We start from the raw sequence: 19,252 nt of genomic DNA, 5'->3' as shown, positions 1-19,252 counted from the left end.
CTACCTCAGTTTCAGGGTTGCAAGGCCAATCAGCACCAGAATCACGGTGATGATCCAGAAGCGGACGATCACCCGAGGCTCTGGCCAGCCCTTGAGTTCAAAGTGGTGGTGGATCGGCGCCATGCGGAACACGCGCTTGCCGGTCAGCTTGAAGGAGGCGACCTGGATCACCACCGACAAGGTTTCCACCACGAAGATGCCGCCCATGATGAACAGCACGATTTCCTGGCGGACGATCACGGCGATGGTGCCCAGCGCAGCGCCCAGTGCCAGCGCGCCGACGTCACCCATGAAGACTTGTGCCGGGTAGGTGTTGAACCACAGGAAGCCCAGGCCGGCACCGATCAGCGCGCCGCAGAACACGATCAGCTCGCCCGAGCCCGGTACGTAAGGGATCAGCAGGTATTCGGCGAACTTCACGTTACCCGACAGGTAACAGAAGATGCCCAGGGCGCCGCCGACCATCACCGTCGGCATGATTGCCAGGCCGTCGAGGCCATCGGTAAGGTTGACTGCGTTGCTGGAGCCGACAATGACGAAGTAGGTCAATACGACGAAGCCGACGCCCAGCGGGATGGTGACATCCTTGATGAATGGCAGGATCAGCGTGGTCTCGACGCTGGTCGGCGCGGTCTTGTAAAGGAACACGGCCGCAGCCAGGCCAAACACCGACTGCCAGAAGTACTTCCAGCGGCTTGGCAGCCCACGGGAGTTCTTTTCGATCACCTTGCGGTAGTCGTCAACCCAGCCGATCGCGCCGAATGCCAGAGTAACGATCAGCACCACCCACACATAGCGGTTGGACAGATCAGCCCACAACAGTGTGCTGATGGCGATGGCCGACAGGATCAGTGCACCACCCATGGTCGGGGTGCCGGACTTGGACAGGTGCGACTGCGGGCCGTCGTTACGCACGGCCTGGCCGATCTGGCGAATTTGCAGGGTACGGATCATCCACGGCCCCAGCCACAGCGCCAGGGACAACGCGGTCAGTACACCAAGAATCCCGCGCAGGGACAGGTACTGGAAGACCGCGAAGCCTTTGTGGAACTGTTGCAGATACTCGGCCAACAGCAGCAGCATTAATGTTTCTCCCCGCTGGCACCGCACAATGCCACCACGACGTTTTCCATCGCAGCGCTGCGCGAGCCCTTGATCAAGATAGTGGTATCGCTGGCATTTTCGGCGCTAACCGCGTCGATCAGCTCAGCTTGAGTAGCGAAATGACGGCCATTGGCGCCGAACGCCTTGACCGCATGTGTCATGTTGGAACCCACTGCGTACAGGGCGTCGACCTTGCCACGCGCGTAGTCACCCACCTGACGGTGGCCTTCTTCCGCCCATTGCCCCAATTCGCCGATATCCCCAAGCACCAGGACGGTGCGTCCGGAAAAGCCGGCGAGTATATCAATGGCCGCGCACATGGAGGTGGGATTTGCGTTGTAACTATCGTCGATCACCCGCACGCCATTTGGCGCGACCTGCGCCACGGTGCGGCCCTTGACCGGCTGCACGGCAGCCAGGCCGGCAGCAATGCCGCTCAGGCTCAGACCAACGGCATGGGCGCCGGCGGCGGCGGCCAGGGCGTTACTGACGTTGTGGGTACCCAGCAGGTTCAACTGCACCGGCACGCTGCCATCAGGCCCGTGCAGGGTGAACGACGGGCAGCCCCGGGCGTCGCGACCGATGGCGCTGGCGTGGAAATCCGCCTGCGGGTTATCCAGAGCAAACGTAAAGATGCGGTGACTGCCGGCACGCTTGTGCCAGGTATCGAAGGCCTTGTCGGCCAGGTTGAGGATGGCGATACCGCCCTCGCCCAGGCCTTCGAGAATCTCGCCCTTGGCTTCAACGATTTTCTCCGGGCCACCGAATTCGCCAACGTGGGCAGTACCGGCGTTATTGATAATGACCACCTGAGGTTGGGTCAGGCCGACGGTGTAGCGGATTTCGCCAATGCGCGAAGCGCCCAGCTCGATCACGGCGGCGCTGTGCTCCGGGGCGATCTCCAGCAAGGTCAACGGCGCGCCGAGGTCGTTGTTCAGGTTGCCGCGGGTGGCGTGCACCAAGCCACGGGTGCGCAAGATGCTGGCAAGCATTTCCTTCACCGTGGTCTTGCCACTGGAACCGGTAATGGCCACTACGGGCTTGTCGAAAGCAGCGCGGTTCAGGGCACCGAGCTGACCCAGTGCTGCCCGGCAATCCTTGACCAGCAGTTGCGGCAGGTCGACACCGGCCACTTCACGTTCGACCAGCGCAGCAACCGCGCCCTTGGCTTTAACGTCAGCCAGGTAGTCATGGCCATCGAAACGCGGGCCGGCCAAGGCGACGAACAGTTGCCCGGTGCTGACGCTGCGGCTGTCGATGCTGACGCCGGTGAAGGTGGCGTCGGCACCGACTTGTTGACCACTCAGTGCTGTGGTCAGCTGGCTGAGTGTCATCGGCTTAAGCATGTGGAGCCTCCCAGGCTTCAAGGGCCTTCTCGGCTTCGATCAGGTCGGAAAAGTCATGGCGCTCGCCATTGATCTCCTGGTAATCCTCATGCCCCTTCCCGGCCAGCACGATCACATCGCTGGCAGCGGCTGAGGCGATCAGGTGCGCAATCGCTTCGCCACGGCCGGCGACGAACTCGACGTCGTCAGGCTTGGTGAAACCGGGGCGGATGTCATCGAAGATGCGCAGCGGGTCTTCCGTGCGCGGGTTGTCGTCGGTGACCAACACGCGGTCGGCAAGGCGCTCGGCGACTTCAGCCATCAAAGGCCGCTTGCCGCGGTCACGGTCGCCGCCGCAGCCGAACAGGCACAGCAGCTTGCCGTGAGCATGCGGGCGCAGGGCTTCAAGCACTTTTTCCAGGGCGTCGGGGGTGTGCGCGTAGTCGACCACCACCAGCGGCTTTTGGCCGCCACCCAAGCGCTGCATGCGGCCTACCGGCCCTTGCAGTCGCGGGGTGACCTCCAGGATTTCGTCCAGCGCGTAATCCAGCGCCAGCAGGGTTGCCACGGCGGCCAGCATGTTGCTCAGGTTGAAGCGGCCCAGCAGCTGGCTGCGCAGGGTGCGCTCACCCTGGGCGGTGACCAGCGTGGCGCGCACGCCATCGTCACTGAACACGGCTTCGCGGCAGAACAGCGAGGCATCCGGGTTTTCCAGGCTGTAGCTCAGCAGCCGGGTCTCGACAAGGTCGACACTCGGACGGCGAGCAAAGTCTTCGGCCAGGCGACGACCAAAGTCGTCATCCAGGTTGACCACCTGGCAACGCAGGTTCGGCCAGGCGAACAGCTTGGCCTTGGCCGCCTCATAGGCCTGCATGCTGCCGTGGTAGTCCAGGTGATCACGGGACAGGTTGGTCATGACCGCGATATCGAACGCCAATGCGGCGACACGCCCCTGCTCCAGGGCGTGGGAGGAAACCTCCATGGCCACGGCCTTGGCGCCCTGCTTTTTCAGGTCGTAAAGGGTCGACTGCACGGCAATCGGGTCTGGCGTGGTCAGCCGACCACTTTGCAGGTCACCGTAGAAACCGGTACCCAAAGTGCCAATAAGGCCGCAGCGCTGGCCGAGCACATCAAGCGCCTGGGCTACCAACTGGGTGACGCTGGTCTTGCCGTTGGTACCGGTCACGCCCACCAGGTTCAGCTGGCGGCTGGGCTCGCCATAGAAGCGCCCGGCGATGTCCGACAGCTGCGCGATCAGGCCCTTGACCGGAATCAGCGGCACATCGGTCAACGGCAGCACGTTGGCACCATGCTCTTCATAGGCCACGGCGGCAGCGCCACGGGCCAAGGCATCGGCGATATGCTCGCGGCCATCGACCTTGGCACCCGGCACGGCCAGGAACAGATCGCCCGGGCGCACACTGCGGCTGTCCAGGGTCAGTTCACGAATCAGCGGGTCGCGGCTGGCGTGAGCGAAAAGTTTGCTTAATGGCATTGTCATCATCCACGCCCTCCCTTGGCGGCTGCTGCATTGACTTGCGACTGTTCGGCGGGTGCTGGTGGCGGCAGGTTGTCTGGCGGCACGTTCATCAAACGCAGGGTGCCGGACATGACCTTGCTGAAGACCGGCGCCGAAACCAGGCCACCGAAATAACCACCCTTGCCCGGCTCGTCGATGACCACGACGATGGCGTAGCGCGGGTCACTCATTGGCCCGAAGCCTGCAAACAGCGAGCGGTAGGCGTTTTCGGTGTAACCCTTGGAACCCACGGTTGCTTTACGCGCGGTACCGGACTTGCCGGCCACGTGATAGAACGGCACCTGGGCACGGAACACGCCACGCGGCGCTTCAATCACCTGCTGCAGCATGCCCTGAACGGTTTCGGCGGTTTCCTTCGGAATGGCCTGCACGGCTTCCGGCGCCTTGTCGACCTTGATGATCGACAGCGGCACCATCTTGCCGTCGTTGGCCAGCGCCGCGTAGGCATGCACCAGTTGCAGGGCGGTCACCGACAGGCCGTAGCCATAGGAAAGGGTCGCGGTCTCGGCCTTGCGCCACTCGCGGTGGTTGGGCAGGTTACCGACACGCTCCCCCGGGAAACCAAGGCCGGTGTACTGGCCCAGGCCGACCTGGGACATGACCCGGTAGATGGCCTCGCCGCCGATGTCGAAGGCGATCTTGCTCATGCCGACGTTACTGGAGTTGATCAGGATGCCGGTCAGGTCGAGGATCGGGCCCTCGCTGCGCGACACGTCCTTGATGGTGTAGCGGCCGATCTGCAGGCTGCCCGGGTAAACCTCGACCTTGTCGGTCGGCTTCCAGCGGCCGCTTTGCAGTGCCGCACTCATGGAAATCGGCTTGACCGTGGAACCGGGCTCGAACACGTCGATGATCGCCCGGTTGCGCATCGCTGCCGGGAACATGCTGCGACGGTTGTTCGGGTTGTAGGTTGGCTGGTTGACCATGGCCAGAACTTCACCGGTCTTGACGTCCATGATCACCAGGCTGCCGGCCTTGGCGTCCTGTTCGGCAATGGCGTTGCGCAGCTCGCGGGTAGCCAGGTATTGCAGGCGCAGGTCTATCGACAACGCCAAGGTCTTGCCGGCCTTGGCGTTCTTGGTTACCTGGATGTCCTTGATCAGCCTGCCACGCCGGTCCTTGATCACCTGGCGCTTGCCGGGCACGCCGGCCAGCCACTCGTCATAGGCCAGTTCCACCCCTTCGCGACCGTGGTCATCGAGGTCAGTGAAACCAACCATGTGCGCAGTGACATCACCGGCCGGATAGAAGCGGCGGAATTCTTCCAGGCCGTATACACCTGGCACCTTCAGGTCGAGTACGTGCTGGCCCTGCTCCGGGGTCAGGCCGCGGACCAGGTAGATGAACTCCTTGCTGGCCTGCGCGGTCAGGCGTTCGACCAGTTGCTGGGGATTTTGCCCCAACGCTGCAGCCAGCTGTGGCCAGCGTTCTTTGGACGCCTGCATTTCCTTGGGGTTGGCCCACAGGGTAGTGACCGGGGTACTCACGGCCAATGGCTCACCGTTGCGGTCGGTAATCAGCCCGCGGTGCGCCGGGATAGGGATATGACGCAGGCTGCGCGCATCGCCCTGCCCCTTGAGGAAGTCACGGTCGACCACCTGCAGGTCGATGATGCGCCAGCAGATGGCACCCACCATGATTGCCAGCAAGCCGATCACCACGCGGAAGCGCCACGGGTAGAGTGCGCCTTCGAGCTTCATCATGGCGCCACCATCCGCACTTCGTCAGCCGCAGGCACGCGCATCTTCAACTGCTCGGAAGCCAGGTTTTCGATACGGCTGGCGGCGGTCCAGGTGCTCTGTTCCAGAATCAGCCGGCCCCACTCGGCCTGGGCCTTGTCACGCTCGTTCAACTCGCCGTAAAGGGTGTTGAGCAACTGACGGTTCCAGTGCGCGCTATAGGACACGGCGACGGCCGAAACCAGCACGCCGACAAACAGCAGAAGCATCAGGAAGCTTCCGCCTGGCAATGGCTTGGCGAACAGCCTGCTCACCGCAGCTTCTCCGCCACACGCATCACGGCGCTACGCGACCGCGGGTTGGCCTTGAGCTCGGCTTCGGAGGCGAACTGGGCCTTGCCGATGAGCTTGATTTTCGGCTCGAAGACCTTGTGCTGTACCGGCAGGTTACGGGGCAGGTTGTCGGCCTCGCCCTTGACCAGCTTGCGCATGAACAGCTTGACGATACGGTCCTCGAGAGAGTGGAAACTGATCACTGCCAGGCGACCACCGACCTCGAGCGCATCGAGTGCGGCCTCAAGGCCAGCCTCCAGGTCACCCAGTTCGTTGTTGACATGGATCCGCAGCCCCTGGAAGGCACGGGTAGCCGGGTTCTTGCCTTTTTCCCAGGCAGGGTTGGCAACCTTCAGCACTTCAGCGAGGTCGGCAGTGCGGGTGAACGGCTCCTTTTCGCGGCGCTCGACCACGGCACGCGCCATGCGGCCGGAGAAGCGCTCTTCACCGTACTCCTTGAAGACGCGGGCAATTTCTTCGACAGGCGCCGTGGCGATGAACTCGGCGGCACTGATGCCCTGGTCCGGGTTCATGCGCATGTCCAGCGGGCCATCATTGAGGAAGCTGAAGCCACGCTCGGGGTCATCCAGTTGCGGGGAGGACACGCCCAGGTCCAGCAGTACACCGCTGACCTTGCCGTGCAGGCCGCGCTCGGCCACTTCCGCGCCCAGCTCGGCAAAGCTGCGCTGCACAATGACAAAGCGGCCGTCTTCGGCCGCCAGCGCTTGCCCCGTGGCAATCGCCTGTGGATCTTTGTCGAAGCCCAGCAGCCGCCCTTGCGGCCCAAGCTTGCTGAGAATCAGCCGGCTGTGTCCGCCACGGCCGAAGGTGCCGTCCAGATAGCAACCGTCGGCGCGCAGGGCCAATGCCTCGACAGCTTCGTCGAGCAGGACGGTAATGTGGTTGAAGCCGCTATCTATGGTCACAGGATCAGGTCACGCAATTCGTCGGGCATGGCGCCCGGTTGTTGAATAGCTGCAAGGTCGGCTGCCGAAACCGTGTTCCAGGCATCTTCATCCCACAGCTGGAATTTGTTCAGTTGCCCCACCAGCATCGCCTTCTTGTCGAGCTTGGCGTACTCACGCAGGCGGGGCGGCACCAGGAAACGCCCACTGCCATCGAGCTCCAGGTCAACCGCATTTCCGATCAGCAAACGCTGCAGACGGCGGTTTTCCTCACGCAACGATGGCAAGGCTCGCAACTTGGCTTCTATCTGTTCCCACTCATCGAGGGGGTATACGCACAAGCAGGGGTCAACGGCGTCAATGGTTACGATCAGCTGGCCATTGCAACGCGAATCGAGCTCGTCACGGTACCGGCTCGGCATGGCGAGACGTCCCTTGGCATCGAGGCTGACGGCGTTGGCTCCGCGGAACACGGCTGCGATTCCCCACAATGTTAGCTTTTTTGTGCCAGAAAACCCACTTCATCCCACTTTCTGCCACTTGCGCACACTATAGGAATCCGCCCGCAGCACCGTCAAGGCACGTTCATAAGGAAAAGCCTTACAGGACCGAGATTTAGCGCGATAAGGGAATGTGGAACGATTACCAAGGAGAAGAAAACACGAGAAAAATCAAACCCACGCAAGCGAATGGAGTTCGAAGTTAAAGTGATTTATGAAGAGTAAGATTTTTTCGGTATTACCAGAGAGGATCTGCTATCGAATCAAGCAGGGGAGGAAAAGGTGGAGAGTCGATCTGTAAGCCGGGTTTTGTCGAGGACAGTCATTCCTCTACGACGGCCATCACTGGACGCCTCTAGCAACCTACCCGGTTCCGACGCGGGCCACGCCTGATGGAACCCTATTTGGTCTTGCTCCGAGTGGGGTTTACCTAGCCACGAACTGTTGCCAGCCGTGCGGTGCGCTCTTACCGCACCTTTTCACCCTTACCGGCACCGAAGTGCTTAGGCGGTTATTTTCTGTGGCACTTTCCGTAGGCTCGCGCCTCCCAGGCGTTACCTGGCACTCTGCCCTATGGAGCCCGGACTTTCCTCCCCCTGCTGCTCACACAACAAAAAGTTGCGGAACGAAAACAGGCAGCGACTGTCCGATCGACTCTCCGCCGCCAAGGTTACCGGCACGCGCGCACAAGAACAAGCGATACCGGCATTTATATCAAACTGCCACTACTCGGCTTTCTGCTTTTCCAGTGCAAGTTGATACAAAAGGTTCTTGCGCACCCCGGTAATTTCCGCCGCCAGCGCCGCCGCCCGTTTCAGTGGCAACTCGGCCAATAGCAGGTCGAGCACTCGCTGGGCCTCGGCACTGATGGCCTGCTCGCCTTCCGGCGCGCTCCAGCCGCCCACCAGTACTACGCATTCACCGCGCTGCTGGTTGCTGTCGCCGGCAACGAACGCGCGCAGTTCGGCCAGCGGCAGGCCCTTGAGGGTCTCGAAGGTCTTGGTCAGTTCACGTGCCAGCAGTGCCGGGCGTTCGCCACCGAATACCAGCTCCATGTCTTCAAGGCATTCGAGGATGCGGTGCGGGGCTTCATAGAAGATCAGCGTACGCGGCTCTTCCTTCACCTGCTCGAGGCGCGCGCGGCGCCCTGCCTGCTTGGCCGGCAGGAAGCCTTCGAAGATGAAGCGGTCCGACGGCAAGCCGGCCGCCGACAGTGCAGCGATCAAGGCGCAGGCGCCCGGCACCGGCACCACGCTCACCCCCGCAGCCCGCGCCTGGCGCACCAGGTGGTAGCCCGGGTCGGAAATCAGCGGCGTGCCGGCATCGGAAACCAGCGCCACGTTCTCGCCAGCCAGCAGCTTGGTGAGAAAACGCCCGCCCTCGTCACGCTCGTTGTGCTCATGACAGGCCGCCAGCGGTGTGTCGATGCCGAAGTGTTGCAGCAGGCGGATCGAATGGCGGGTATCTTCGGCAGCGATCAGCGCCACATCTGCCAGCACCTTCAGCGCCCGGGCGCTCATGTCGTCGAGGTTGCCGATGGGGGTTGCCACCACATACAGCGTCCCCACCGTGGATTTCGAAGCCCCTGCCACATCAGTCACTGCGCACACCTGTCATTCGGATCAAAGGCGCCATTGTAGCCCGAGCGCCTGCAACAGGGCGCAAAGAACTTCGCCGGCGATCAGCTGCAAGCCACCTATAGTGAAGGATCAGCACAGCAACATCGCGCCCCGGCCAGTGCTTGGGTACAATTGCCGGCCAACTTGATCGAGTAACAGGACCTTTACATGATCGCTTGCCTGCGGCTGCTCACAGCCCTCTGCCTCGCTGCCCTGCTGGCAGCTTGCGCCAGCTCGCCCTCATCCAGCCTGGGCGAACTGCCGCGCACCCCGGACGCCAGCATCGAGCAACTGCTCGAAAAGGCCGCTTCCAGCAAGTCTGCGGAAGACGCCGCACTGCTGCGCCTGAGCGCGGCCGACCTGGCCTACAAGCAGAAGGACTTCCCACGCGCCGCACGCATTCTTGAGCAAGTCCCGCTGGACACGCTCAAGCCGGCCCAGCAAGTGTTCGCCAGCACCCTCGCGGCCGAGCTGGCCATGAGCCGCAACCAGCCCAAGGCGGCCCTCACCGCCCTGGCTCACCCCAGCCTGCAACGAGTAGCCGAGCTGCCGGCAGAGCAGCAAGCGCGCACCTACAACGTGCACGCCGCCGCCCTGGAAGCCGACGGCCAGGCCCTGGCTGCCGCGCAACAGCGCATGCTGCTGGCCCCGCTGCTCAGCGGCCAGGCTGCCAGCGCCAACAATGACGCTATCTGGGCCCTGGTCGCCTCGTTGCCGGCAGAGCAACTGCAGCAGCCCGCCAACGACCAGCCCCTGGCCGGCTGGACCAGCCTGGCCTTCGCCGTGAAAAGCGCCGGCACCCTGGAACAGCAACAAGCGGCCATCGACACCTGGGTCAAACAGCACCCGGACCACCCTGCTGCCCAGCAACTGCCGCAGGCACTGACCAAGCTCAAGGAACTGGCCAGCCAGCCACTGACCAAGATTGCCCTGCTGCTGCCCCAGGAAGGCCCACTGGCCGGTGTTGCCCGCGCCCTGCGTGACGGCTTCATGGCCGCCCACTTCCAGGCCCAGCAAGCCGGTCAGCCAGCGCCTGCGGTGCAGGTGTTCGACAGCTCGCGCATCGGCTCGCTCGACGATTTCTACAACCAGGCCCAGGCCGCTGGCGTGCAACTGGTCATCGGCCCGCTTGAGAAGCCACTGGTCAAACAACTGGCCGCCAAACCACAACTGCCGATCACCACCCTGGCCCTGAACTACGCCGACGCTGGTCAAAAGGCCCCGCCGCAACTGTTCCAGTTCGGCCTGGCTGCCGAAGACGAAGCGCGCGAAGTAGCCCGCCGCGCCCGCGCCGACGGCATGGTCCGCGCCGTGGCCCTGGTGCCGAGTGGCGAATGGGGTGACCGCGTGCTGGCCGCCTTCCGCCAGGACTGGGAAGGCAATGGCGGCACCCTGCTCGCCGCCGAGCGCATCGCCCAGCCGGTTGCCCTGGCCCAGCAGATCGCCGACCTGTTCCAGCTGCGCCAGAGCGAAGGCCGCGCCAAGAGCCTGCAAAGCACGGTAGGCGGCAGCATCGCCGCACAACCGTCGCGCCGCCAGGATATCGATTTCATCTTCCTGGCCTCGACCCCGCAACAGGCCCAGCAGATCAAGCCGACCCTGAACTTCCAGTACGCCGGTGACGTACCGGTATATGCCACCTCGAACCTGTACAGCGCCAGCGGTGACATCAACCAGTACAACGACATGAATGGCATCCGCTTCTGCGAAACGCCGTGGCTGCTCGACACCAGCAACAGCCTGCGCCAGCAGGTGGTACAGCAATGGCCGCAGGCCGCCGGCAGCCTTGGCCGCCTGTACGCCATGGGCGTCGATGCCTACAGCCTGGCGCCGCGCCTGGGGCAACTGAAAGCGCTGCCGGACAACCGCGTCCAGGGCCTTTCGGGCAGCCTGAGCATCAACGCCAACCAGCGTATCGAGCGCCAGCTGCCATGGGCCGAGTTCGCCGGCGGCCAGGTCAAGCGCCTGCCTGACACCGCACGCTGATGGCAACAGCGTCGCCCACCAGCGCCGGGCAAGCAGCAGAAACCCAGGCCCTTGAGTACCTTCAAGGGCAGGGCCTGCAGCTGCTGGCGCGCAATTGGCGATGCAAAGGCGGTGAGCTTGATCTGGTCATGCTTGACGCCGATACAGTAGTATTCGTCGAAGTCCGCTACCGGTTGCACGCGTGCTTCGGTGGCGCCCTCGAAAGCATCGACGGGCGCAAGCAGAAACGGCTGGTGCTCGCCGCCAGCCTGTACTTGCAGAAGGCGCCCCACTGGGGCAACCACCCCTGCCGCTTCGACGTAGTCGCCCTGCAGGGCAGCCACCATGCAGGCAGACCGCTTCAATGGCTGAAAAACGCCTTCGAATGCTGAACCCACTTCGTTTTTTTTGCTCTATGTTTCGCGGGCTGGTCGTTGATGCGCGCAGCAAAGGCCACCGCCCCACTTAAGGTCACCAGATGGACATGCAATCCCGAATTCGCCGGCTGTTCCAGGCCAGCATCGATACCAAGCAACAGGCAATGGACATCCTGGCACCGCACATCGAGCAGGCCAGCCTGGTCATGGTCAATGCGCTGCTCAACGAGGGCAAGATGCTCGCCTGTGGCAACGGCGGCTCGGCCGGTGATGCCCAGCACTTTTCGTCGGAACTGCTCAACCGTTTCGAGCGCGAGCGCCCGAGCCTGCCAGCCATCGCGCTGACCACCGACAGCTCGACCCTGACCTCGATCGCCAACGACTACAGCTACAACGAAGTCTTTTCCAAGCAGATTCGCGCCCTGGGGCAGCCCGGCGACGTTCTGCTGGCGATCTCCACCAGCGGCAATTCGGCCAACGTGATCCAGGCGATCCAGGCCGCACATGACCGCGAAATGATTGTCGTAGCATTGACTGGCCGCGACGGCGGCGGCATGGCTTCACTGCTGCTGCCCGAAGACGTGGAAATCCGCGTACCTTCGACGGTTACCGCACGCATCCAGGAAGTCCACCTGCTGGCGATCCACTGCCTGTGCGATCTGATCGACAGCCAACTGTTCGGGAGTGAAGAATGACCCCTATGCGCCTCGGCCTGATGGCCCTGACCCTGTGCCTGAGCGTCACCGGTTGCAGCTCGGTACTCACCTCTACCCGCAATTCGCCGATCGAAGACGATCGCGGTACGCGCACCATTGGCAGCAAGATCGACGATTCGCTGATCGAGACCAAGGCTTCGGTGAACATTTCCAAGGCCAGCCCTGACCTGGACAAGGGCTCGCACATTGTTGTCAGCAGCTACAACGGCATCGTCCTGCTGGCCGGCCAGACCCCACGCGCCGACCTCAAGAGCCTCGCCGAACAGACTGCCGGCCAGGTTCAGCGCGTCAAGAAAGTGCACAACGAGCTGCAGGTGATGCAGCCCTCCTCCATCCTGGCACGCAACAACGACGCCTGGCTGACCACCAAGATCAAGACCCAGATGCTAGGTGACAGTGCCGTGCCAAGCTCGCGCATCAAGGTGATCACCGAGAACGGTATCGTCTACCTGCTCGGCCTGGTAACCCAGAAGGAGGCCAACTCGGCCACCGGAGTTGTGCAGGGCGTGTCGGGCGTGCAGAAGATCGTCAAGCTGTTCGAGTACATCGACTGATTCATTGCTGCCTGCACCGGCCTCTTCGCGGGTGAACCCGCTCCCACGGGGATCTCACAGCTTTCAAGCCTTGTGCATTCCTGGGGGAGCGTGTTTATCGAAGCGTCGAACCGCCGCGAAAGGGCCAGTACAAGCAACAACAATGCCCCACCTTTCAGAAACCCAGGAAACACCGCATGAAAAAGCTTCTGCTGCCTGCCCTGCTGATTGGCACCTTCGCCACCCTGGCCGGCTGCTCTACCCCAAGCCTGATCACCCTCAACGATGGCCGTGAAATCCAGGCTGTCGACGCACCGAAGTACGACCGCGAGGCAGGCTTCTACGAGTTCCAGCAACTCGACGGCAAGCGCACCCGCATCAACAAGGACCAGGTACGCACTATCAGCGACCTGTAACCCGAAGTTGGCTGCAACGAAAAAGGCGATCCGGTTGGATCGCCTTTTTTGTTACTTGACCACTTTCAGGCTTGGCCGACCACTTGGGCGCGGCGGCTGGCCCCCACCTTCTGGCGGGCCATCGTCGTCCGGCTGCACATCATCCTCTTCCAGCTCGTCGCCATCCATTGGCGACTCCAGCTCGAAGACCATGCCTTGGCCATTTTCGCGGGCATAGATGCCCAGGATGGCGCCAACCGGCACAAACAGCGAGTGGGCCACGCCACTGAAGCGGCCCTCGAAGCTGACCGCATCGTTATCCATGTGCAGGCTGCGCACGGCACTTGGCGAAATATTCAGGACGATCTGGCCATCGCTGGCGAAACCATCCGGCACCTGCACTTTCGGGTATTCGGCATTGACCAGCATATGGGGTGTGCAATCGTTGTCGACGATCCACTCATACAGTGCTCGAACCAGATAGGGGCGACTGGAGTTCATCAACAGCTCCTTAAAGCTTGCGCATTTCACGTTCTACGGAGGACAGGCTCGCCAGGAAAGGCTCCCGGGCAAACTGCCGCTCCATGTAATCCAGCAGCGGCTTGGCTTGCCGCGGCAATTCGATACCCAACACTGGCAAGCGCCAGAGTATGGGCAATAGACAACAATCGACCAAGCTTTGATCCTCACTCATGAAACAGGCGTACTCACCGAACAATGGCGAGACGCCGGTGAGGCTTTCGCGCAGGGCCTTGCGCGCCTCGACACGGGCTGCCTCGGTGCTGCGTGAGTCCAGCACGGTGTCGGCCAGGGCACACCAGTCGCGCTGGATGCGGTGCATCAGCAAACGGCTGTTACCCCGTGCAACCGGGTACACCGGCATCAGCGGCGGGTGCGGGTAACGCTCCTCGAGGTATTCCATCACCACGGTCGACTCATACAACGCCAGGTCACGGTCGACCAGGGTCGGCACACTGCCGTAAGGGTTTACCTCGGCCAGCTTGGCCGGCAGGCGACTGGGGTCGACATCGATGACCTGCACGCTGACACCCTTCTCGGCCAGCACAAGGCGTACCCGATGAGAATAGTGATCAGCGGGATCGGAATAGCAGGCTAACCTGTTGGTTGCGCCCATGTAGCGGCTCCTCGCACGGGATGCTTGTGCAACTGTAAATGAAAACGCGCCTGGGGCCCCCTGGCAAAACTGCCAGGGCGCCCCAGGCGCGTTCAACAACCAGAAACTACTGCGTGATCAGTGCACGTCCTTCCAGTATTCACGCTTGAGCAAATAGGCGAATACGAAGAAGAAAGCCAGGTACAGCAACACGTAGGTACCAATGCGCTGGCTTTCCAGTTTGACCGGGTTGGCCGAATAGGCCAGGAAGGTCACCAGGTTCTTGACCTTCTCGTCGAACTGCTCGGTGGTCAGGGTACCGGATTTCGGCGTGACGGTCAGCTGGTCACAGGCTTCGTGGGTGATCGGGCTGCCGGTCAACGGGTCGAATTGCTTCTTGCCATCGGTTACCGTCTGCACCTGCTTGCAGCCAATCACCTGGTTACCCTGCAAGCCAACCAGCACGTTAGGCATGCCCACGTTCGGGAACACCTTGTTGTTCACCCCATAAGGCCGCGATGGGTCCTCGTAGAAGCTGCGCAGGTAGGTGTACAGCCAGTCGGTACCCCGCACACGGGCGACCAGGGTCAGGTCGGGCGGCGCGGCACCGAACCAGGTCTTGGCGTCACTGGGCTTCATGCCGATCTGCATGTGGTCACCGATCTTGGCACCGGTGAACACCAGCTTCTCGAGCATCAGCTCGTGGGGGATACCCAGGTCATCGGCCACCCGCTCGTAACGCTGGAACTTGGCACTGTGGCAGCCCATGCAATAGTTGGCAAAGGTGCGCGCACCGTCCTGCATGGCGGCCTTGTCGGTCAGGTCGATATCGGCCTTGTCCAGCTCCAGGCCGTGTTCGGCAGCGAAGGAAAAGGCAGGCATCACTGCCAGCAAAAATACTGCAATAAACTTTTTCATCAGCCAGTCACCCTTTCCGGAACCGGTTTGGTCTTCTCAAGCCTTGTGTAGAACGGCATCAGCAGGAAGTAGGCGAAGTACAACACCGTGCACACCTGCGACAGCAAGGTACGCCCAGGTGTCGGCGCCAGTACGCCCAGCACGCCGAGGATGACGAAGGCCACGCAGAACACCAGCAGGAAGACCTTGCTGATCCAGCCCTTGTAACGCATGGAACGCACCGGGCTGCGGTCGAGCCACGGCAGTACGAACAGCACGGCGATGGCCGCGCCCATGGCAATGACGCCCATCAGCTTGTCAGGCACCGCCCGCAATATTGCGTAGAACGGTGTGAAGTACCACACCGGTGCGATGTGCTCAGGCGTCTTGAAGGCGTTGGCCTGCTCAAAGTTCGGTTTTTCCAGGAAGTAACCGCCCATTTCCGGGAAGAAGAACACCACGGCGCAGAACACGAAGAGGAACACCACCACGCCAACGATATCCTTGACGGTGTAGTACGGGTGGAACGGAATACCGTCCAGCGGAATGCCGTTTTCGTCCTTTTTCTTCTTGATGTCGACCCCATCGGGGTTGTTCGAACCCACTTCGTGCAGGGCAAGAATGTGCAGCACTACCAGGCCAAGAATCACGATTGGCAGGGCGACCACATGCAGGGCGAAGAAGCGGTTCAGGGTGATGCCCGAAATCAGGTAGTCACCACGGATCCACTGGGTGAGATCGTCACCGATCACCGGAATGGCACCGAACAGCGAGATGATCACCTGGGCACCCCAGTAGGACATCTGGCCCCACGGCAGCAGGTAGCCCATGAAGGCTTCGGCCATCAGCGCCAGGTAGATCAGCATGCCGAACAGCCAGACCAGCTCGCGCGGCTTCTGGTAGGAGCCATAGAGCAGGCCGCGGAACATGTGCAGGTAGACCACGATGAAGAACGCAGACGCACCGGTGGAGTGCAGGTAGCGCAGGATCCAGCCGTATTCCACGTCACGCATGATGTACTCGACCGAGGCGAACGCCTCTTCCGCCGAGGGCGTGAAGCTCATGGTCAGCCACACACCGGTGACGATCTGATTGACCAGCACCAGCAATGCCAAGGAGCCGAAGAAGTACAGGAAGTTGAAGTTCTTGGGCGCGTAATACTTGCTCAGGTGGTCTTCCCACATCTTGGTGGCGGGGAAGCGAGCATCAATCCAGTCCATGAACTTGCTCATCATGCGTTCTCCTGATCGACGCCGATGACAATGATGTCGTCCGTCTCGTAAGAGTGCGGCGGCACTGGCAGGTTGAGAGGTGCCGGCTGCGACTTGTAGACACGGCCAGCCAGGTCGTAGTGGGAACCGTGGCACGGGCAGAAATAGCCACCCACCCACTTCGGACCAAGGTCAGCAGGCGCAACTTCCGGGCGGAAGGTGGGCGAACAGCCCAGGTGCGTGCACAGGCCGACGAGAATGAGGATTTCCGGCTTGATCGAGCGAACCTCAGGGTCGACGTAGGTCGGCTGCACCGAGGCCTTGGACTCGGGATCAGATAGGTCACCCGTGATTTTTTTCAGGTTGCCGAGGATTTCCTGCGTTCGCCGCACGATGAATACCGGCTGGCCACGCCATTCGGCCACCATCTGCTGCCCGGCCTCGACCTTGGCGATATTGACCTTCACCGGTGCACCCGCGGCTTTCGCCTTGGCACTGGGAAACCATGACCCCACGAACGGTACCGCAGCCCCCACTGCCCCCGCCGCCCCGACCACGGATGTCGCGGCTACGAGGAAGCGGCGCCGGCCTGCGTTGACGCCGTCATTGCTCATTCAGTCCTCTCCCATCAGCTTGCTTGGCCTGTTGAACCAGGCTCGTACTTAGGTTGTGTCAATGGCACTAAAATTTGGCCGTCATGGTAAGAAACAAATCCACACACTGACAAGGTGATTACCCTGGCAAGGGCGACAACCCGCGCTTTGCTTGATCTGCGTCTATGCGACAAGCGGCCACTGACATGCTGACAGGTTAGTTCAACCCAAAAAAAAAGCCCGGTTCCAAGGAACCGGGCTTTTTTCGACTGCCGAAGCGGTATTAACGCTTGGAGTACTGAGGACGCTTACGCGCTTTACGCAGACCCACTTTCTTACGCTCGACTTCACGAGCGTCGCGGGTGACGTAGCCAGCACGACGCAGAGCGCCACGCAGGGTTTCGTCGTATTCCATCAGAGCGCGGGTGATACCGTGACGGATCGCACCGGCTTGACCGCTGACACCACCACCGGAAACGGTGACGTAGATGTCGAACTTCTCAACGGTTTCGGTCAGCTCGAGTGGCTGGCGAACAACCATGCGAGCGGTTTCGCGACCGAAGAACACGTCCAGAGAACGGTTGTTGATGGAGATGTTACCAGTACCCGGACGCAGGAATACGCGAGCGGTTGCGGTCTTGCGACGGCCAGTGCCGTAATTTTGAGTCGCCGACATAATGAACTATCCCGTTAGATCTTCAGTTCTTGAGGCTGCTGAGCAGTGTGTGGGTGAGCAGCACCCGCGTACACTTTCAGCTTGCGGTACATGTCGCGACCCAGCGGGTTCTTAGGCAGCATGCCTTTGACCGCGGTTTCGATAACACGCTCAGGGGCCTTGGCGATCAACTTCTCGAAGTTGATTTCCTTGATACCGCCCGGGAAGCCGGAGTGGGAGTAGTACATTTTGTCGGAAGACTTGGCACCAGTCACACGAACCTGCTCGGCGTTGATAACGACGATGTAGTCGCCGGTGTCAACGTGAGGGGTGTATTCTGGTTTGTGTTTGCCACGCAGACGGGTAGCGATTTCAGTAGCCAGACGACCCAGGGTCTGGCCAGCGGCGTCGACTACGAACCACTCGCGCTTTACTGTTTCCGGTTTAGCAGTAAAAGTTTTCATTCTCTAAAGCCTCAGAGGCCGCCCAGCGAAAAATAGACGGCGAATCTTACTGGATAGTGCACACGTTGCCAAGAGCAAGCGCGCAGCCGAACACAGACGCTTTTGGGGGCTCGGGTCGGGCACGCCAATGTTCGACGGGGTTCTTCCTGCGTGATGGTGCATCACTTCCGCCACGCGGAGAGGGGCTGAATTATCCAGATTGCGAGAAAAATTTCAACCTGCTTTGATAGCTATCTATTGCCAAGGAGTGTCTAACCGATGGAATACCGCCAGCTCGGCCGTACCGACCTCAATGTCAGCGCCCTGTGCCTGGGCACCATGACCTGGGGCGAACAGAACGTTCAGGCCGAAGCCTTCGAACAGATTGCCCGGGCCAAGGTCGCCGGGCTCAACTTCATCGACACCGCCGAGATGTACCCGGTGCCGCCCCGCCCGGAAACCTACGCAGCCACCGAGCGCATCATCGGCAACTGGTTCCGTGACAACGGTGATCGCGACGACTGGGTGCTGGCCAGCAAGGTTGCAGGCCCTGGCAACGGCATCAGCCACATCCGCGACGGCCAGCTCAAGCACAACCGCCAGCACATCGTCGCGGCGCTGGAGGAGAGCCTGAAGCGCCTGCAGACCGACCGTATCGACCTGTACCAACTGCACTGGCCGGAACGCAGCACCAACTTTTTCGGCAAGCTGGGCTACCAGCACCTGCCCCAGGACCACTTCACTCCGCTGGAAGAAACCCTCGAAGTACTCGACGAACAGGTGCGGGCGGGCAAGATCCGCCACATCGGCCTGTCCAACGAAACGCCGTGGGGCACCATGAAGTTCCTGCAACTGGCCGAAAGCCGAGGCTGGCCGCGGGCGGTATCGATCCAGAACCCGTACAACCTGCTAAACCGCAGCTTCGAGGTAGGCCTGGCGGAAGTGGCCATCCGCGAGCAGTGCGGCCTGCTGGCCTATTCACCGCTGGCGTTCGGCATGCTCTCGGGCAAGTACGAGAACGGCGCACGGCCGGGCAACGCGCGCCTGACCCTGTTCAGCCGCTTTGCCCGCTATTCAAACCCGCAGACCGTGGCAGCCTGCAGCCGGTACGTGCAACTGGCCCGCGAGCACGGCCTGGACCCGGCGCAGATGGCCCTGGCGTTCGTCACCCGGCAGCCGTTCGTGACCAGCAACATCATTGGCGCGACCAGCCTGCAACAGCTGGACAGCAACCTGGCAAGCCTTGATCTGAGCCTGAGCGATGAGTTGCTGGCGGCGATCGAAGCCATTCACCAGGAGCAGCCGAACCCGGCACCTTGATCGCCAGAGGGGCTGCTTTGCAGCCCCTC

Annotated in this window: 21 protein-coding genes and 1 other RNA gene; 6 read left to right on the top strand and 16 right to left on the bottom strand. The window is 61.8% G+C overall.

From position 1 onward, the window contains the following. The 9 genes from mraY to rsmI all read right to left on the bottom strand — a co-directional run bounded on the left by mraY (nucleotide 1) and on the right by rsmI (nucleotide 8,986). On the bottom strand, nucleotides 1–1,083 hold the full coding sequence (gene mraY / locus E8E78_RS14090) for a phospho-N-acetylmuramoyl-pentapeptide-transferase (RefSeq protein ID WP_016498046.1): 1,083 nt from the start codon (nucleotides 1,081–1,083) through the stop codon (nucleotides 1–3). Next, a complete protein-coding gene (murF, locus tag E8E78_RS14085) occupies nucleotides 1,083–2,450 on the bottom strand; it encodes a UDP-N-acetylmuramoyl-tripeptide--D-alanyl-D-alanine ligase (RefSeq protein WP_049276484.1) in 1,368 nt (455 codons plus the stop codon). Before murF ends, mraY begins: the two co-directional genes overlap by 1 nt. Continuing rightward, nucleotides 2,443–3,930 carry a UDP-N-acetylmuramoyl-L-alanyl-D-glutamate--2,6-diaminopimelate ligase gene (locus E8E78_RS14080; RefSeq protein ID WP_049276491.1) on the bottom strand — a complete coding sequence of 496 codons (1,488 nt, stop codon included), beginning with the start codon at nucleotides 3,928–3,930 and terminating at the stop codon, nucleotides 2,443–2,445. The genes murF and E8E78_RS14080 overlap by 8 nt, the downstream gene beginning before the upstream one ends. Continuing rightward, nucleotides 3,930–5,669, bottom strand: coding sequence for a penicillin-binding protein 2 (locus tag E8E78_RS14075; protein ID WP_162465315.1), 1,740 nt, complete (start codon nucleotides 5,667–5,669; stop codon nucleotides 3,930–3,932). The genes E8E78_RS14080 and E8E78_RS14075 overlap by 1 nt, the downstream gene beginning before the upstream one ends. Then, nucleotides 5,669–5,962, bottom strand: coding sequence for a cell division protein FtsL (gene ftsL, locus E8E78_RS14070; protein WP_041167563.1), 294 nt, complete (start codon nucleotides 5,960–5,962; stop codon nucleotides 5,669–5,671). Before ftsL ends, E8E78_RS14075 begins: the two co-directional genes overlap by 1 nt. After that, a complete protein-coding gene (rsmH, locus tag E8E78_RS14065; RefSeq protein WP_169725190.1) occupies nucleotides 5,959–6,900 on the bottom strand; it encodes a 16S rRNA (cytosine(1402)-N(4))-methyltransferase RsmH in 942 nt (313 codons plus the stop codon). Before rsmH ends, ftsL begins: the two co-directional genes overlap by 4 nt. Before the next feature lie 2 nt (nucleotides 6,901–6,902). Continuing rightward, a complete protein-coding gene (gene mraZ, locus E8E78_RS14060) occupies nucleotides 6,903–7,358 on the bottom strand; it encodes a division/cell wall cluster transcriptional repressor MraZ (RefSeq protein WP_019439042.1) in 456 nt (151 codons plus the stop codon). A 309-nt stretch (nucleotides 7,359–7,667) separates the two neighbouring features. After that, nucleotides 7,668–8,043, bottom strand: an RNA gene (gene rnpB, locus E8E78_RS14055) — RNase P RNA component class A. Between the two features lie 67 nt (nucleotides 8,044–8,110). Further along, entirely contained in the window at nucleotides 8,111–8,986 is an 876-nt protein-coding gene (rsmI, locus tag E8E78_RS14050; protein ID WP_016498040.1) for a 16S rRNA (cytidine(1402)-2'-O)-methyltransferase, read from the bottom strand. Nucleotides 8,987–9,172: 186 nt separating this feature from the next. Here rsmI and E8E78_RS14045 point away from each other — a divergent pair, with 186 nt between their 5' ends. The 5 genes from E8E78_RS14045 (at nucleotide 9,173) to E8E78_RS14025 (ending at nucleotide 13,011) form a co-directional block, all read left to right on the top strand. Further along, nucleotides 9,173–10,990: a penicillin-binding protein activator gene (locus tag E8E78_RS14045; protein WP_049276486.1), complete on the top strand. Its 1,818-nt coding sequence runs from the start codon at nucleotides 9,173–9,175 to the stop codon at nucleotides 10,988–10,990. Beyond that, complete coding sequence (locus E8E78_RS14040) at nucleotides 10,990–11,361, top strand: YraN family protein (RefSeq protein ID WP_016498038.1); 372 nt, start codon at nucleotides 10,990–10,992, stop codon at nucleotides 11,359–11,361. Before E8E78_RS14045 ends, E8E78_RS14040 begins: the two co-directional genes overlap by 1 nt. 86 nt (nucleotides 11,362–11,447) lie before the next feature. Then, nucleotides 11,448–12,041, top strand: a complete 594-nt coding sequence (locus E8E78_RS14035; RefSeq protein WP_012274070.1) for a phosphoheptose isomerase — start codon at nucleotides 11,448–11,450, stop codon at nucleotides 12,039–12,041. Beyond that, the gene (locus tag E8E78_RS14030; RefSeq protein ID WP_280313074.1) at nucleotides 12,038–12,616 is read left to right on the top strand and encodes a BON domain-containing protein; all 579 of its coding nucleotides are present in this window, start codon (nucleotides 12,038–12,040) and stop codon (nucleotides 12,614–12,616) included. Before E8E78_RS14035 ends, E8E78_RS14030 begins: the two co-directional genes overlap by 4 nt. Before the next feature lie 176 nt (nucleotides 12,617–12,792). Beyond that, nucleotides 12,793–13,011, top strand: coding sequence for a YgdI/YgdR family lipoprotein (locus tag E8E78_RS14025; protein ID WP_049276487.1), 219 nt, complete (start codon nucleotides 12,793–12,795; stop codon nucleotides 13,009–13,011). Nucleotides 13,012–13,062: 51 nt separating this feature from the next. On the opposite strand, the gene E8E78_RS14020 is transcribed toward E8E78_RS14025, so the two are convergent. The 7 genes from E8E78_RS14020 to rplM all read right to left on the bottom strand — a co-directional run bounded on the left by E8E78_RS14020 (nucleotide 13,063) and on the right by rplM (nucleotide 17,924). Next, nucleotides 13,063–13,491 carry a ClpXP protease specificity-enhancing factor gene (locus tag E8E78_RS14020; protein WP_016488977.1) on the bottom strand — a complete coding sequence of 143 codons (429 nt, stop codon included), beginning with the start codon at nucleotides 13,489–13,491 and terminating at the stop codon, nucleotides 13,063–13,065. A gap of 10 nt (nucleotides 13,492–13,501) precedes the next feature. Continuing rightward, nucleotides 13,502–14,125: a glutathione S-transferase N-terminal domain-containing protein gene (locus tag E8E78_RS14015; RefSeq protein ID WP_016498035.1), complete on the bottom strand. Its 624-nt coding sequence runs from the start codon at nucleotides 14,123–14,125 to the stop codon at nucleotides 13,502–13,504. Between the two features lie 117 nt (nucleotides 14,126–14,242). Continuing rightward, entirely contained in the window at nucleotides 14,243–15,022 is a 780-nt protein-coding gene (locus tag E8E78_RS14010; RefSeq protein ID WP_016498034.1) for a cytochrome c1, read from the bottom strand. Further along, nucleotides 15,022–16,233, bottom strand: coding sequence for a cytochrome bc complex cytochrome b subunit (locus E8E78_RS14005; protein ID WP_003251825.1), 1,212 nt, complete (start codon nucleotides 16,231–16,233; stop codon nucleotides 15,022–15,024). The genes E8E78_RS14010 and E8E78_RS14005 overlap by 1 nt, the downstream gene beginning before the upstream one ends. Beyond that, nucleotides 16,233–16,826, bottom strand: a complete 594-nt coding sequence (gene petA / locus E8E78_RS14000; protein ID WP_016498033.1) for a ubiquinol-cytochrome c reductase iron-sulfur subunit — start codon at nucleotides 16,824–16,826, stop codon at nucleotides 16,233–16,235. The genes E8E78_RS14005 and petA overlap by 1 nt, the downstream gene beginning before the upstream one ends. A gap of 262 nt (nucleotides 16,827–17,088) precedes the next feature. Beyond that, nucleotides 17,089–17,481, bottom strand: coding sequence for a 30S ribosomal protein S9 (rpsI, locus tag E8E78_RS13995; protein WP_003260797.1), 393 nt, complete (start codon nucleotides 17,479–17,481; stop codon nucleotides 17,089–17,091). Nucleotides 17,482–17,495: 14 nt separating this feature from the next. Further along, entirely contained in the window at nucleotides 17,496–17,924 is a 429-nt protein-coding gene (rplM, locus tag E8E78_RS13990) for a 50S ribosomal protein L13 (protein ID WP_003251819.1), read from the bottom strand. Between the two features lie 258 nt (nucleotides 17,925–18,182). On the opposite strand from rplM, the gene E8E78_RS13985 reads away from it, so the two are divergent. Further along, nucleotides 18,183–19,223, top strand: coding sequence for an NADP(H)-dependent aldo-keto reductase (locus tag E8E78_RS13985; protein WP_049276489.1), 1,041 nt, complete (start codon nucleotides 18,183–18,185; stop codon nucleotides 19,221–19,223). Nucleotides 19,224–19,252 lie beyond the last annotated feature (29 nt).

It is taken from the genome of Pseudomonas sp. BN505, assembly GCF_029873175.1.
GTDB lineage: Bacteria > Pseudomonadota > Gammaproteobacteria > Pseudomonadales > Pseudomonadaceae > Aquipseudomonas > Aquipseudomonas putida.
The sequence above is the reverse complement of the archived record's forward strand: the minus strand, read 5'-3'. Positions and strand labels throughout refer to the sequence as shown.